Raw genomic sequence first — 14,831 nt, 5'->3', positions numbered from 1 at the left:
TCTAGATCGCGGCCTACAGTGGCCCGGAGCCGCATTTCGACCGTCCAACATGACCGACTGATGACAATGGACCGCCTCCTCCACACCCATCCGCAGCGCCGCAGCGGCATCGCCGTGTGGCGCCAGATCGCCGAGCGCCTGTCGGAAGAAATCCGCAACGGCAACTTCGCAGCCGATGGCCGCCTGCCCAGCGAAGGCGAGCTCGCCGGCCGCTTCGGCGTCAACCGCCACACGCTGCGCCAGGCCGTGCAGTCGCTGCAGGACGAAGGCCTGGTGCGGGTGGAACGCGGCCGCGGCATGTTCGTGCAGCACGAGCTGCTGGACTACCCGCTGACGCGGCGCACGCGCTTCACCGAAAACCTGCAGCGGCAAGGCCTGCTGCCTTCGCAGCACCTGCTGACCGCGCATGCGGAAGCCGCCAGCGAGAAGGTGGCGCGCGAACTCAGGATCGAGACCGGGGAGCGCGTGCTGAAGATCGAGAACCTCAGCGAAGCCAACGGCCAGCCCGTGAGCGTGATGACCGCCTGGTATCCGGCGGCGCGCTTCGAAGGCCTGCTGGAAATGCTGCAGGAAGGCGCCAGCACCACTGCCATGCTGCAGCGGCTGGGCCTGGAGGACTACGTGCGCGCCGAGAGCCGCGTCACCTCGCAGATGCCCAGCGAGGAAACCGCGCGCCTGCTGAAGCAGCCGGCCACGCGGCCGCTGCTGTGTGTGGCCAGTATCGACGCCGACCTCGAAGGCCGGCCGGTGAAGTACGGCGAGACACTGTTCTGCGGCGATCGCGTGCAACTGAGCGTGAGCATGGGAGACACCCGATGAGCGCCGCCCGCTATGCGCTGTACTACGCGCCGGCCGTGGACTCGCCCTGGTGGCGCTTCGGCGCCGGCTGGCTGGGCTGGGACGAGCGGCGCGGGCAGGCCCTGCCGCAGCCGAACCTGCCCGAGTTCCCGCCCGACGAGTTCCATGCGCTTACGGCGGAGCCGCGCCGCTACGGCTTCCACGCCACGCTGAAAGCGCCCTTCCATCTGCGCGACGGCGTGGACGAGGCGCTGCTGCGCAGCCGCGTGACGTCCCTCGCGGGCGAGCTGCGCGCCTTGCCGCTCGGCGAGCTGCAGGCCGGCGTGCTGGACGGCTTCGTCGCCCTGCAGGCGCAACCGCGGCAGCCGGCCGTGGAAGCGCTCGCGGCAAAATGCGTCCTCGTGCTGGACGACCTGCGTGCGCCATTGACCGAAGCGGAGATCCTGCGGCGCCAGCCCGAGCGGCTGGAACCGCAGGCGCGCGTGCTGCTGCAACGCTTCGGCTATCCCTGGGTGCTGGGCCTGTTCCGCTTCCACCTGACCCTGAGCGGGCGCGTCGACGTCGTCACCGCGGACCTGCTGGTGGAAAGGGCGCGGCGCGCCGTGCAGGCGCTGAACGCGCAGCATCCGCCCAGGCTGGATCGCGTGTGCCTGTTCCGCGAAGACCATCCCGGCGCGCCCTTCCTGCGCGTGCACGAGGAGGTGCTGCAGGGATGAGCGGCGCCGGCATGTGGGTGATCGTCTGCGGGCCTTCGGGCGCGGGCAAGGACAGCGCGCTGCGTTGGGCTGCCGGGCAGCTGGCCACGCATCGCCGCATCTGCTTCGCGCGCCGCCTGGTGACGCGTCCGCCCGGTGCCGGCGCCGACGATGACGCCATCGGGCTGCCCGAGCTGCAGGCGCTGCGCGCCCGCGGGGCGCTGGCCTGGCACTGGCAGGCGCATGGGCTGCACTACGGCATCGCCTCGGACTACCAGCGGCGCGTCGCCGCGGGCGAGGTGGTGGTGGTGAACGGCTCGCGCGAGCACGCGCGGCAGCTGGCCGGCCACAACGGCGTACGCTGCGTGCTGGTGACGGCGCCCGCGCCGCTGGTGGCCGAACGGCTGCGTCGGCGCGGCCGCGAGGACGAAGACGGCGTGGCGCTGCGCGTCGCCCGCAATGCCGAACTGCAGCCGCCCGCGGCCGACCGCGTCATCGTCAACGATGGCCGGCTGGAACAGGCCGGCGTGGCGCTGCGAGACTACTTGCTGGAGCTGGCGGAATGAAAGTGATGCTGCGGACGGCCCGCGTCGAGGACGCGCCAGCCATGGTGGACCTGCTCCGGCAGCTCGGCTACCCGGGCACCGGGGCCTTCCTCGCGCACCGGCTCGCGCAGCTGGCCGCGCATCCTGACGCGCTGGTGCAGGTGGCGGAAGTGCAAGGCGTGCTGCGCGGCGTGATCGCGCTGCACTTCATCCCGCAGCTGGCGCTGGCCGGCGACTTCTGCCGCGTCGCCTACCTGTGCGTCGACGAGCAGGCGCGCAGCCTGGGCATCGGCGCGCTGCTGGAGCGCTTCGCGCACGAGGAGGCCCAGCGGCGCGGCTGCGAGCGCATCGAGCTGCATAGCAGCGCGCATCGGGTGGATGCGCACCGCTTCTATGCGCGACTGGGTTACGAGGAGTCGCCGAAGTACCTGGCGAAGAAGCCTTAGGCCGCCAGCTTTTCGGGCTGGTGCAGGCAGACCCGCTCCAGCACCCGCCGATAGTGCTCCCAACCCGGCGTGACGCGCAGCGGGTCCTTCGCCAGGTCGTCCCACATGCGCAGCGACACCGCGTCCAGGGCGTGCGGCTCCAGCAGGAACTGCTCCACCTCGTCGACGCTGAAGGGGCCGCCCTGCAGTTCCAGGCTGTGCTTGGAGGCCTGCGAGAGGCTGTCCCAATAGTCCGCCTGCGTGGCGCACAGGTAGCGCTTGGCTGCGACGTGCAGCCGCACCGGCTGCAGCACCGCCTCCGGGTATTCGCCGCGCAGGAAAGGCAGCGCGCGGTACTCGTGCAGGTCGTCCTTGCCGGTCGCCGATTCCGGCAAGGCCAGCAGGTGGCCCAGGTCGTGCAGCAGCGCCGCCGCGACCAGCGCCACGCCGGCGCCGGCCTGCTCGGCGAGTTGCGCGCATTGCAGCGCGTGCTGCTCCTGGCTGACGGCTTCCATGCCGTAGCGCGCCGCGCCTTCAGTGCGGTACAGCTGGACGATCTGGGCAACGGTGAGGGCCATGGTGTGTCTCCCGGATTCAGATGAGCGCCTTGCGAATGCGCGAGGACAGCAGGTCGATGGCCGTCACGGTGACGACCACGATGATCATCACGGCGCAGGTCTGCGGGTACTGGAAGGCGCGGATGATGTCCCACAGGATCACGCCGATGCCGCCCGCGCCCACCATGCCCACCACCGAGGCGGAGCGCACGTTGGATTCGAAGCGATACAGCGAGAACGAGATCCACAGCGGCAGCACCTGCGGCAGCACGCCGTAGAGGATTTCCTCCAGCGCGTTGGCGCCGGTGGCGCGGATGCCTTCGACGGGCTGCGGGTCGATCGCTTCCACCGCCTCGGAGAACAGCTTGGCCAGCACGCCGGTCGTGTGCACCCACAGCGCCAGCACGCCGGCGAAGGGCCCCAGGCCCACGGCCACGATGAACAGCATCGCGAACACCATCTCGTTGATGGCGCGCGTGGCGTCCATCAGGCGGCGCACCGGCTGGTAGACCCAGGCCGGCACGATGTTGGCCGAACACAGCAACCCCAGCGGGACGGCGCAGATAACCGCAAGGAAGGTACCCCACAGCGCGATCTGCACCGTGACCAGCATCTCCTCCAGGTAGCTGCGCCACTCGTGGAAGTCCGGCGGGAAGAAGCCGGTGGCGAACTGGCCCATGTTGCCGGCGTCGCGCAGCAGGTCCAGCGGGCGCATGTCCGCGCCCTTCCAGGAGCCGGCCAGCACCGCCAGCAGCAGGCCCCAGCCCACCAGCATGGCGAGGCTGGCGCGCTTGCCGGCCGGCGGCAGCGCGGGCGGCACGACGGCCAGGTGCGCTTGTTGCGCGCTTGCGTTCACGCCGTCCTCAGAGCTTGTCCAGCGCGGCGAGCTTCGCGTCGATGTCCGCCAGCCTGGCCTGCTTCTCGGTCGCGGCGAGGCCGGCGTCGGCTTCGATCTTGTTGCGTTCCTTGAACAGCTCCAGTTGGCGGATCGGCACCAGTTGCGCGTTGGTGGAGGGGCGGAAGCCGGACAGCTTGTTCAGCTTGACCAGGTTGTCCTTCTCCTCCGGCGTGGCGCCATAGCCGTAGAAGAAGTCCTGGATCTTCTTCTTGCTCGCTTCCGGCAGGTCCTTGCGGATCACCAGCGGGTCGGACGGGATCAGCGGCGAGGTCCAGACGATGCGGATCTGCGCGAACTTCTCGGGCGCGCCCGCCTGCATCTTGTCCATCTCCTCGCTGTTGTTGGTGGCCACGTCGACCTGCTTGTTGGCCACGGCCATCGCGTTGGCCTCGTGGTTGGAGCTGCGCATCACCTTGAAGGCGCTCTTGGGGTCCACGTGGTTCTGCGCGAAGACGTAGTAGCTGGGCACCAGGAAGCCGGAGGTGCTGTTGGGGTCGCCGTTGCCGAAGGACAGGCTCTTGGCGTTGGCCAGCACGTCCTGCAGGTTCTGCAGCTTGCTGTCCTTGTTGACGATCAGGTGCGAGTAGTAGCCCTTGGTGCCGTCGGCATTGACCATCTGCGCGAAGATCTCGCCGCTGGCGCGATCCACGGCTTCCATCGCGGACTTGTTGCCGAACCAGGCCACCTGCACCTTGTTGAAGCGCATGCCTTCGATGATGCCGGCGTAGTCGGTGGCGAAGAAAGCCTTGACCTTCATGCCGGTCTTCTTCTCCATGTCGGCCAGGATGGGCGTCCACTGGCTCTTGAGGTTCTGCGCGGATTCGGTGGAGATGATGCCGAAGTTGATTTCCTTCAGCTCCTGCGCGTGGGCGGCGCCGGCGATCGCCAGGGCGGCGGCCAGGCCGGTGAGGGCGTGCTTGATCATGGAGGAACTCCTTGGTGTGTCGGTTGGGTGTGCGGGGGTTCAGGCGGCCTGCGGCACCGGCCACACGGCGGGCCGGCGCGGTTCCTGCAGGCTGGTGATGTGGTCGCCCAGCGCGAGGATCTCGTCGGCGTCCGCGCCATACAGGTCGCGCAGCAGCGCCGGCGTGAGAGCGGCGGAAGGGCCGTCGTAGACGATGCGGCCCTGGTGCAGCGCCACGGTGCGCGGGCAGTACTTGAGGGCCACGTTCACCTGGTGCAGCGAGACGAGCACGGTGCAGCCGTCTTCGCGGTTGACGCGCGCCAGCAGGTCCATGACGCGGCGCGAGGACTCGGGGTCGAGCGAGGCGATGGGTTCGTCGGCCAGCACGACGCGCGCGCCCTGCACCATGGCACGGGCAATCGCGGCGCGTTGCTGCTGCCCGCCCGAGAGCGTGGAGGCGCGCTGCAGGCAGCATTCGGCGATGCCGACGCGAGCCAGCGCCTCATAGGCGCGCGCCTTCTCGGCGGCGCTGAACCAGCGCAGCACGCTGCGCCACAGCGGCACGCGGTGCAAGGTGCCGGCCAGCACGTTCACCAGCACCGGCAGGCGGTCGACCAGGTTGAACTGCTGGAACACGAAGCCGATGCCGGCGCGCACCTGGCGGATGTCCCTGGCGGCCTTGCCGTTGTCCTGCACGACGCGGCCGTGCAGTTCGATGCGCCCTGCGTCAGCCAGCGTGAGGCCGGCCAGGTGGCGCAGCAGCGTCGACTTGCCGGAGCCGGAGGCGCCGATCAGCGCCACCATTTCACCGGGCCGCACCTCGAGGTCGATGCCTTGCAAGGCCTTGCGGCCGTTGCCGAAGGTCTTGGCGAGCGCGTGCACGCGGATGGCCGCATCCATGGGATCTCCTGAAGAATTCCCGCGGATGCTGGGGAGTCAATATGACGTTTTGATGGCAGGGCGCCGGACGGCTCAGATCTGCGAACGCAGGTGGAAACGCGTGGTCGGGATGGGCTCGTAGGGGCCGAACCCGGCCTGTTTCGCTTCCAGCGTGCGCGCCAGCGCGGCGATGGCGTCGACGGCTTCCTGCAGGGCTGCGGCCTGGGCGGGCGACAGCGGGTCGCCGAGCGGGTCGCGCGGCCAGCCGTCGCGCGAACGCATGGGCTTTTTGCTGATGGCTTCTTTCAGGATGTCTGCCACCGGCTTGTTGAAGCCGCCCGCCGTCACCGCGTCGGCGTACCCGTGCAGATGCGTCGCCAGGGCCTTCAGCTCGTTCATCGTGCGCACATAGAGATGTTCCCGCCAGGCCTCGGTGGGAACGCCGGTATCGGAGACGAAGCGCTTGGCTAGCATGCGTCCGCCGCAAGTGCCGTACTCCGAGGCCATCTTCATGATGGTCTTGGGCGGCATGGTGATGTGCAGCTCGCCTTCGCCGGCGAGCAGGTTGATCCGCAAGACGCGATTGCGCACGTGCGGCAAGCGCGTGAGGAGGTTGTCGTTCCAGCGCAGCGCCGTTCCGAACAAGGCGCCGAACAGGCCGAACAGCCCCCCCAGGGGACCGGGCACGCTGCCATCCTCGCTGGCGCCAGGCACGCCGCGGGACCAGCTGTCGGCGCGTCCTTCGTCCGGGCGCTCCGGCAGCCAGAGCGATTCGCCCCGGTATTTCCCGAGGCGGCGGCTCAGGAGCAGCCCGAAAGTGGGCCACTTCGGATGCGCGGCGTCGAACAGGTGGATCGGAAAATTCGTGCAGATTCCGCCATCGGTCAGCTGGCATTGGCGCAGCACCCGCTGGCCGCGTGGACCCGCGTAGTCCACGGCATAGACAGGGATGCAGCTGAAGAGGACGGGGAAGGACAGGCTCAGGCGCGCGGCGACCACGATCGGCATGCCGCCGGCCGGCAGCTCGCGATACTCGTCACCGTCCGGCACGGGCGGATCGCCATCGGTCAGCGGCCGGTACGGCGCGGACGCCTTCCACAAAGCGTCCAGCAGGGTCGGAGGGAAGAAGCGCTCCCACTCACCATGGCGGAAGAAGAGGCGCACGTTGGGATCCCGCTGCGGCCAGACCAAGGGCCGCCCGAGAGTGAGGTTCGTGCTGAACATCTGCAGGCTGATGGACTCTTCGCCCGGCGCCAGCGGCACCTTGCGCGGCGCGCTCCAGAGCTCCGCGAACGTGAGCGGCGCGTCTTCCTTGTCGCGGCCGATGGAGCGCTGCACGCCTTCGTGCAACCACTCGACCAGGGCCTTCTCTTTCAGCTTGCCGTTCTCGTCGGGCTGCGCTTTGCCGGGGCAGAGGCCGTAGCCGTTCTCCTTGAAGGCCTGAACCTCCGGGATCAACAGCAGCCCGAAGGCAACCAGGACGACCACCGTCCAAGCCAGGATGCCGAGAACTTGCAGCAGGAGCGCGTACAAGCCCCACGCGAGCGACATGAGGCCATGGGCAGGCCAGAGGGACAGGACCAGGGCGACTGCAGCAAGGACATGCGCCACCGCGAGCACCTTGAACAGTCCGAGGAGGAAGCGGGCCCGTTTCTCTGGAGACGTCTTCTCGGGCTCGCGCTGCAGGCGGAGCAGGATCAGTCCGGCGAACGCAACGACCAGGCCGGACGCCAGGCGCGAGACGGCCAGCAAAGCGGGAAGCATCACGGCCAGCGAGCCGAGCAGCCAGACGGCGAAGAGATGGTAGTGGCTGAGGACATCGCGCACCGTCAGCACGGCTTTCAACAAGGGCTGGGTGCCGACGTCTTCGTCATTCGCATGCCGGATGCCCTTGATGGCGCAGTCGAACAGCCTTTGCACGCCCGGCGCCGGCTGGAACAGCCGCTCCATGCGCGTGCGCCCATCCGGGGCCGCTTCGGCCAGGTCGATGGGAGACTGGCGCAGCACCTCGAACGCCCCATCCTGTCCAGTGCAGCGCCCGTATTCGGCGGCAGCAGCGAGGACGGCCGCCATCGCGCCGACGGAATTGCCGCCGATGCGGCGGAAGCGGTAATGCCGCGCGAGTTCCACGAGCGCCCAGGGATAGACGACACCGCTGGCGACGCCGCCGGTGAGCACCAGGTCGCAGAAGCGGTCCTCCGGCGGGCGCTGGCGCAACGCTTCAGGCATCACCGGCTCGTGGCTCACAGCCACGGCGCGTCGTCCTTCTTCACGTAGTCCCACTTCAGCAGCCGGTCCAGCGCCTCCTTGCCCGGATACCAGCCGTAGGCCATGCCGCGCGTGCGGGTCCAGTTGCCGAGGCCGTTCAACTCGATTGGATCCTGGCCCGGCACCGGAATCAGGGCGGCCGCGGTCCCGTCCTGCTGGCCGGCCAGGGGATCGCTCGCAGCATCCGGCGCAGCCTGGCCCGGCGGCGCGGCGTTCGCCCATTGACCAAGCAGCAATTCGAATTGGTCCTCGATGTGGGCGCAGAAGAACAAGCCGAGCAAGCCGCGCGCCTTGCCGTCGTTCTGGCCCTCCCAGTTGGCGTCACCGTATGGCATGCCCCGGCGCAGCAGGAAGCGCCGGCGGGTCTCGCCAGGGCCCGGGTGGCCGGCGGCGTTCATGCGCCGCACATGGGCGAACCACGGACATCCGGTCGCGTCCGGATCGGCCGAGAAATCGATGTCGACGTTCCCCTGTCCACCCGCGGCAGGAGCCTGCAGCGCACCAGGCTGCACGGGCTCGCCGCTCGGCCAGCGGCCACACAGCTTCGCCTTCACCCAGTCCGAGCCGACAGCCGTCCCGCCCGCTTGCTGCAGGCCCGCTTGTGCCTGCAGCTGCCAGCGCTTCACCGCCTCTTCGAACGCCCAGACGTCCTGCTCCATCGAACGCAGCACGCCGAAACTGCTGTCGTGGAAAAAGGCGCGCACCTCGTCGGGCGCCACCGGCAGATTGAAGGTGTTGGACCCGTTGTCGGCGCGGTATCCCAGCAGGAACTCGCCGGGCGCGTGTTCGATCACGCCGGCCTTGTTGGCCTTCCTGGAGGGGATGCCCGTGATGCGGTGATCGAGAATTCCATCGCGGTAGCCGAAGTGCACCCATTCGTCTTGCTGGCCCGGCGGAGCGCCCAGCCGGGCGCCCGCCAACACCTCGACGCGCGCCAAGGGAGCGCCTGGCCCCTGGCATGCCGCCCACTGATGGATCAGGTGATCGATGGTGGCGCGCTCCCCGTGGAGGGTGACCAACACATGCGCGTTGTCCGTCTCGAAACCGGGCGACCATCCCGTGGAGGCATTCGCGCCGGTGTCCCCCAGCTGCGCGGCGCGCTGCGGCGCGCCGTCGCGAAACGCGCGCGCGAGCAGCGCAAAGATGCGCAGGTAGTCCCGCGGCATCTCGAGCGCTTCCAGCCCGCGATAGGTGAATCCCACGGAACAATGCACGGCGGCTGCCGCCTGGTCTTCGCCCGTCGTCAGCGGTGCGGCCTGCAGCAGGTTTTTCAGCGCATCCCGGGCGTCGGCGCCGCGGGTGGGCGTCACCCGCAGCAGCAGATGCACCACGGCCTTCGCGGCCACGGGGCGCAGCAGGATGGACTGGACGTTGCTTGAATTCAAGTCCATGCGAACTACACCCGGCTGAAGAAGTAGTTGGCCGCCGGCGGGCGGTTGAAGCGGCGGACGGTCTCGACGAACTCGAACGGGTAGTCCGCCACCGGCATCGGCGGCGCGCCCTCGATGCACTCGAAGATCTGGTCGAACAATTCACCCGCGCTTTCGGCGAAGTGCAGGATGTAGGAATCGAAGTCGCCGTCGTAGACGGTGTGCAGGGTGAGCAGCGTGTCGCCCGCGAGGAACTCGAACCATGCCACCTGCACCATGCTCGAACCGAGCAGCACGCTGTCGATGCGGGGCGCGGCGGACCGGATGACGGCGCGCAGGCGAGCCGCGTTTTCCGCGATCGGCGCCTTGATCGGCATGGTCACGATCAGCGGCTGCCGCGTCCGCACCTTGTCCCGGCGATAGCGCAGCGGGTAGCGCGTGCAACCGAAGCCCCACAGGCGTTCCGGCTTCAGCACCTCCCCGGTGACGCCGTCCCGCACCTGGTCGAGGCCGCGCAGCGAGAGCACGTGGTTGACGATCGCCACCAGCAGGGGTTCGACGAACGCCTGGCCCAGGCAGGCATGGGCAGCGTCCCCCTTGGGCACCTGGCCCCAAGGGCAGCCTTCATGATCCTGGCGGGGACGCAGAGCCAGAATGCAGTCGGTGTCCTGTGGAACGTTGCCAACGATCTTCAACGTCCGGCGCGGCAGGAAGGGCACCGGTGGATGTTTTGCCAGGAGCTTGCGCACATCACCCAGCGTCTGCTGCTGCGGCTCCTTCTTCATGAGGTCCTGGACCATCAGGCACACCGCCGTCTGCACATTGCCGACCATGCCCACCAGCAGTCCCGCCACGATGGTGCACAGGTCCTGCCCACTGAACACAGCGCCGCCGGCTGCGGGCGCCGTCCGCAGCAGCGGATCGCCCAGGCTGCTCAGGCCAAGCTCGCTCCAGGGCTGGACGCCAGTGGGCCAGGTGTCCGAGGGCCTCGTCACTCCGGGCCGGGTCGGGCGGCGCGGCGCGCGCGCCAGCGTGGCGTACTCGTCGATCAGCGAGGAGGTCCGTGCCGCCAGCATCCCCATGGCCGCCTGCGCCTGCGGAACGATCGTGGGGTCGGACACGAAGTGGCGGCCGACGATCTGGTATTGCAGCGCCTTGTAGCCGCGCGCCGCGGCGGCTTCCAGCAAGGGATGGTCGGCCGTGCCGAAGCCGAAAAGCAGGCCGAAATAGCGCAAGGCCGCCTGCTGCGCGTATTCGGCCAGGTCGAACTGCGAACCGGCGAGGCTGACAACGGCGGCCTGCTCCACGGCGAGTTCCGCCACCTTTTCCAGCTGCGTGGAATTGAAGGCGCCAAGCCAGGTGGATGCGAACTTGCGCTGCTCGCCATGCCAGTCCGTCACGCCCGGGCCGGCGGGCGCGGGGTCGATCGCCAGCATGAAGCCACCGCCACCCAGCTCCGCATAAGGGATGTTGCTGTAAGCCTGCGTGTCCACCAGCGCCTTGTCGACTTCCGCCGGATCGACGATCAGCGCCACCTTCGCGTGGCCTTGCGGCACGGGCTGCGACCGCGGTGGCGCCGGGTCGTCCTGCACATGCGCGCGACTGGCGATCCACCCGATGCCCGTACCGAGGGACTTCAGGTAAGCCTCGCGGTCGTCGTCGTCGCACCACCAGTCGAACACCAGCCGCGCCTGTTGTTCGAGGTTCTTGTTGTTCAACTCCGCGGGATTGAACTTCGGACGGACAAACCGTTGCATGCTTCAGCCCTCTTGTTGTTGTCGATCGCTCCCGGCCCAGGCGCGGCGCGCGTCCTGCGCAGCCCGGTAGTCGCGGGTGCGAGTGTGGCCGGGCACCGCGGCCATGGCTTCATCCAGCAGGGGGATGGCTTGCTCCACGCGATGTGATTCCGCCCAGGCCTGGCCCAGGGCCAGGGCGGCGCGCAAGGCCAGGCCCAGGTTGCGTTGCTGGCGTGCCAGTTCCAGCGCCTGGCGCAGCAAGCCTTCCGCCACGCTCGCATGGGCCGGACTCGATCGCAGCTGCCACTGCGCGGCGCCGCGCAGCCGCAGCAGCTCCGCCTCGTAATAGCGCTCGCCGTGCTGGCGCGCGATCTCCTGCGCCAGCGTCACCTTGCGCAAGGCGGTCTCGGGCTCGCCCTGTTCGAGCCAGACCTCCGCCTGCAGCGCCAGGTAGGTGGCGGCGGTGATGCGCGCGCCGGTCGCCGTCCACAGCGCCAGCCCTTCCTCCATGTCGTCCAGGCCGGCACGCACCTCGCCGAGCGCTGCGCGCACGCGGCCCCGCATCACCTGCGCGTGCGCCAGCCAGGCCTGGAAATCCTTGGCGCTGCAGCGGCGGATCGCTTCCTCCGCGTGCTGCAGGCCCTCCTCGTGGTCGCCGCAGAACATCGACACGCTGGCGGCGAATCCGTAGGCGATGGCCTGGCTGAACTGGTGATCGAGTGTGCGCGCCAGTTCGAGCGCGCGGCCGATCAAGAGGTAGGCCGCATCGCCACGCCCTTGCTGGAACGCGCCCCAGCCGCCGTAGCAGAGGAACATGATGGCCGGGTCCTGCACGGCGCCCCGGTGGTGCAGCGCGGGGTCGTAGCGCGCGAGGCACTCCTCGCCCATGGCCAGCGCGCCGACGATGTCGCCCAGGTGGAAGACGACGTTGCCCCAGGCCCAGCGCGCCTGCAGCGCGTAGCGCAGGTTGGCGTCCCACGAGGTCCGGCGCACCGCGGATTCCGCCAGCTCCTTGGCCCGGGCCAGGTCGCCCCGCATCGCGTAGCAGGCCTCCAGCCCCAGCTCCACGCGCAGCCGCACGCCCTCGTCCTCGTCGTCCGTGCACAGCGCCGCAGCGCGCAGGTAGGCCGCTTCCACGCTGTTGGCGCCGTAACCATCCAGCGCGATGTGGCGCGCGGCCTGCAGCAGGTGCTGCTGCAGCGCCTGGCCGCGCGTTGCCGGCGTCGCGGGCAGCTCCTGCAAGGTGTCCAGCGCCCGCTGCGACAGCAGCAGCGCTTCACGGTCGGCGCCCGCCGCGGCCGCCTCGCGCGCGGCCTGCGCCCACGCCGCGCACGCGGCTTCGCGCTCGCCCGCTTCGGCCAGGTGGTGCGCGCGCAGGGCGGTCGCGCCATCGGGCGAATGGGCCTGCAGCACCCGCGCCGCCACCGCGTGCAGGCGCATGCGGTCCGTGCTCCAAAGCGAGTTGTAGGCAGCATCGCGGATCAAGGCGTGGCGGAAGCGGCAGCGGGGCACATCGGAAGGCTCCACCACCATCAGGCCTGCGTCCACCAGCCGTTGCCAGGTTTCCTGCGTGCTCGCCCGCTGGATCCACGGCTCTTCATCCGCGAGCATCGCCTCCCACAGGGCCAGCGGGAACTCCACGCCCAGGACGGAAGCGATCTGCGCCAGCGGCTTGGCGGGGCCCAGCGCGTCCAGGCGCGCGGTCAGCAGGCCCTCCAGCGTGGCGGGAATGCCGTTCAACGCGCCGTCCTGCAGCTGCCCGATCATCCGCACCGTTTCCTCGACGAACAGCGGGATGCCGCCGGTGCGCTCGGCGACGAACTGGCGGATGTCGGGGGACAGCAGGCGCGCAGCCGGCAGCGAACCGATCAGGTCCAGCGCCTCGCGTGGCGCGAGGGCGGCGAGGGTGATCGCCTTCTGCGCATCGAGGCCGCGCAACAGGCCGCGCGCTTCCTCGCGCAAGCTCACTACCGACAGCAGCGGAACCTGTTCCGCGGCCAGGCGCAGCCGCTCGACGAAATCGATCGTCGACGGATCGAGCCACTGGGCATCGTCGACGACCAGGCACAGCGGCGTCTCGCCAGCGCTGCGCAAGCAGCCTTCCACGAGGCGCCGCAGCGTCTCGTTGCGATCGCGCGGCCGCCCCGCGATCGCCTTGGCCCCCGGCAGCAGCCCGGCCAGCTGCGCCAGCGGCGAGTCCGCAAAGGCCTTGGCCAGCGCCGCGAAGGCGCTGGACTGCAGCTCCTGGTGGCCGGTGACGGTGACGACGGCGACCGCCTCGCCGGCGCGGCGCAGCTCGCGCTCGAACTCCTGCAGCAGCCGCGTCTTGCCGATGCCCGGCTCGCCAACCACGCAGCGGAACTGCGCGCGTCCGGTGGCGCGCACCACGAACCAGGCTTCCTTCAGCACGGCCAGCTCCTGCTGGCGGCCGACGAAGGCGCCCAGCCCTTCCCGTTGCCGGAAGCCACCGGGGGGCGCCTCCAGCTGCACCACCCGCCAGGCCTGTTGCGGTTCGTCGAAGCCATCCAGGTGCAGCGGCTCCGGCAGGCTCTCGCACACCACGCCCCGCGCCAGCAGGCCGTGCGTGGCATCGGACACCACGATGCCGTTCACCGTCGCGACGCGCTGCAGGCGCGCAGCCAGGTGGATCAGGTCTCCGAAGGGCAGTCCGTTGCGGACCGCGACGCGGCCCGTGGTGATGCCGATGCGCACGCCGAAGCCCAGGGCCGGCGCCCGCGCCGCCAGCTCCCAGGCTGCCCGCACGGCCTGCGTGGCGGCATCCTCGCGCGCCTCCTGCAGGCCGAAGTAGGCCATCAGCCCGTCGTCGCCCTGCGGGTCGTCGACGCGCCCGTGGTGGGCCTCGACGACCTCGCGGCAGTGCTGGTAGAAGTCGCCGTGCTTGCGCGCGTAGCGCTCGGCGCCCCATTCCTTGAGCAGGCCCGTCGACTTCACCAGGTCGATGCTCACGCTGCTGACCTGGCGCCATTCCTCGTCCGCGGGTCCGCCGGGGACGAAGCGCGCCTCGCCATACAGCCGCCATTCGGCACGGGTGAGGCCTGCCGCGTCAGCGGCCTCCACCGCGGCCTGCGACAACGACGGCTGCGGCCCCCAGTGCGCCAGCACCTGCGCGCGGAACCGCTCCGCACGAGCCGCTTCGACTTCCTGCGAGACGACGACCAGCGCCCCACCATCCTCCTGCAAGGCCACTGCCTGCGCGAACGGCTCGCTGCTCCCGTGCACCCAGCCGGCGTCCTTGCCGCCGCGGGCGCCAAGCATCACCGGGGTGGCGTCGTTCGAGGCGGATGCGCTGGCGCCGAGATAGCGGGACACCCGCAGCCCCGCGCGGGCGGCGTCCAGTTCGCTTTCCCAGGGCCAGGCGTCGAGTGAGGCATCCAGCTGCAGCCGCAGTGCAACGTGGGTTCCGTCCGCGATGTCCCGCAGCAGCGGGGCCGGCAGCGCGGGCGCGCCTGGCACCGGCGGCCACGCAGCGGCGGCGTGGCGGAAGCGGCTGAAGCCGTCGCTGAGGAAGCACGTCAGCTGCGAGCCCGACGCAGTCAGCGCCAGCAACCAGCCCTCTGCCGCCGGGGCCGGTCGCGCGGAATCGTCGCGAAGGCTCATGCCCGGGCGCCGCCCCGAACCGACTTCATGCCTTCCATGTCCGCTCCCTGCCTTCTTCGAAGTCCCCGTTTGTAAGCATTGGGAACCAGCGTGTCCAGAGGTTTGACCACCTAGACAGAAAGTTCAGGAGGTGCCGCG

The 14,831-nt window shown here is 69.9% G+C and carries 12 protein-coding genes; 4 read left to right on the top strand and 8 right to left on the bottom strand.

Features of this window, described 5'->3' with window-relative positions:
- Positions 1–66: 66 nt before the first annotated feature.
- The 4 genes from phnF to HHL11_RS02570 are packed head-to-tail and all read left to right on the top strand — an operon-like array spanning position 67 to position 2,484.
- The gene (gene phnF / locus HHL11_RS02585) at positions 67–819 is read left to right on the top strand and encodes a phosphonate metabolism transcriptional regulator PhnF (protein ID WP_240979991.1); all 753 of its coding nucleotides are present in this window, start codon (positions 67–69) and stop codon (positions 817–819) included.
- On the top strand, positions 816–1,514 hold the full coding sequence (locus tag HHL11_RS02580) for a DUF1045 domain-containing protein (protein WP_169416840.1): 699 nt from the start codon (positions 816–818) through the stop codon (positions 1,512–1,514). The genes phnF and HHL11_RS02580 overlap by 4 nt, the downstream gene beginning before the upstream one ends.
- Positions 1,511–2,059, top strand: coding sequence for a phosphonate metabolism protein/1,5-bisphosphokinase (PRPP-forming) PhnN (locus HHL11_RS02575; protein ID WP_169416839.1), 549 nt, complete (start codon positions 1,511–1,513; stop codon positions 2,057–2,059). Before HHL11_RS02580 ends, HHL11_RS02575 begins: the two co-directional genes overlap by 4 nt.
- Positions 2,056–2,484, top strand: a complete 429-nt coding sequence (locus HHL11_RS02570) for a GNAT family N-acetyltransferase (RefSeq protein WP_205964199.1) — start codon at positions 2,056–2,058, stop codon at positions 2,482–2,484. Before HHL11_RS02575 ends, HHL11_RS02570 begins: the two co-directional genes overlap by 4 nt.
- Here HHL11_RS02570 and HHL11_RS02565 read toward each other — a convergent pair.
- The 8 genes from HHL11_RS02565 to HHL11_RS02530 form a co-directional block, all read right to left on the bottom strand.
- The gene (locus HHL11_RS02565) at positions 2,481–3,041 is read right to left on the bottom strand and encodes a phosphonate degradation HD-domain oxygenase (RefSeq protein ID WP_169416837.1); all 561 of its coding nucleotides are present in this window, start codon (positions 3,039–3,041) and stop codon (positions 2,481–2,483) included. The genes HHL11_RS02570 and HHL11_RS02565 overlap by 4 nt on opposite strands.
- Before the next feature lie 16 nt (positions 3,042–3,057).
- Positions 3,058–3,795 carry a phosphonate ABC transporter, permease protein PhnE gene (gene phnE, locus HHL11_RS02560; protein WP_169419883.1) on the bottom strand — a complete coding sequence of 246 codons (738 nt, stop codon included), beginning with the start codon at positions 3,793–3,795 and terminating at the stop codon, positions 3,058–3,060.
- Positions 3,796–3,883: 88 nt separating this feature from the next.
- Positions 3,884–4,843 (bottom strand): phosphonate ABC transporter substrate-binding protein, encoded by a 960-nt coding sequence (gene phnD, locus HHL11_RS02555; RefSeq protein WP_169416835.1) that lies wholly within the window; start codon positions 4,841–4,843, stop codon positions 3,884–3,886.
- Between the two features lie 39 nt (positions 4,844–4,882).
- The gene (gene phnC, locus HHL11_RS02550) at positions 4,883–5,722 is read right to left on the bottom strand and encodes a phosphonate ABC transporter ATP-binding protein (protein WP_169416833.1); all 840 of its coding nucleotides are present in this window, start codon (positions 5,720–5,722) and stop codon (positions 4,883–4,885) included.
- 72 nt (positions 5,723–5,794) lie between these two features.
- Complete coding sequence (locus tag HHL11_RS02545; protein WP_169416832.1) at positions 5,795–7,954, bottom strand: patatin-like phospholipase domain-containing protein; 2,160 nt, start codon at positions 7,952–7,954, stop codon at positions 5,795–5,797.
- Positions 7,945–9,360, bottom strand: a complete 1,416-nt coding sequence (locus HHL11_RS02540) for a Dyp-type peroxidase (RefSeq protein WP_169416830.1) — start codon at positions 9,358–9,360, stop codon at positions 7,945–7,947. The genes HHL11_RS02545 and HHL11_RS02540 overlap by 10 nt, the downstream gene beginning before the upstream one ends.
- Before the next feature lie 5 nt (positions 9,361–9,365).
- Complete coding sequence (locus tag HHL11_RS02535) at positions 9,366–11,096, bottom strand: cytochrome P450 family protein (protein ID WP_169416829.1); 1,731 nt, start codon at positions 11,094–11,096, stop codon at positions 9,366–9,368.
- 3 nt (positions 11,097–11,099) lie between these two features.
- Positions 11,100–14,693: an ATP-binding protein gene (locus HHL11_RS02530; protein ID WP_169416827.1), complete on the bottom strand. Its 3,594-nt coding sequence runs from the start codon at positions 14,691–14,693 to the stop codon at positions 11,100–11,102.
- Positions 14,694–14,831: the final 138 nt, after the last annotated feature.

It is taken from the genome of Ramlibacter agri (assembly GCF_012927085.1).
Taxonomy (GTDB): domain Bacteria; phylum Pseudomonadota; class Gammaproteobacteria; order Burkholderiales; family Burkholderiaceae_C; genus Ramlibacter; species Ramlibacter agri.
Note: the sequence above shows the minus strand (reverse complement) of the source record. Positions and strands in the feature narration are given on the sequence as shown.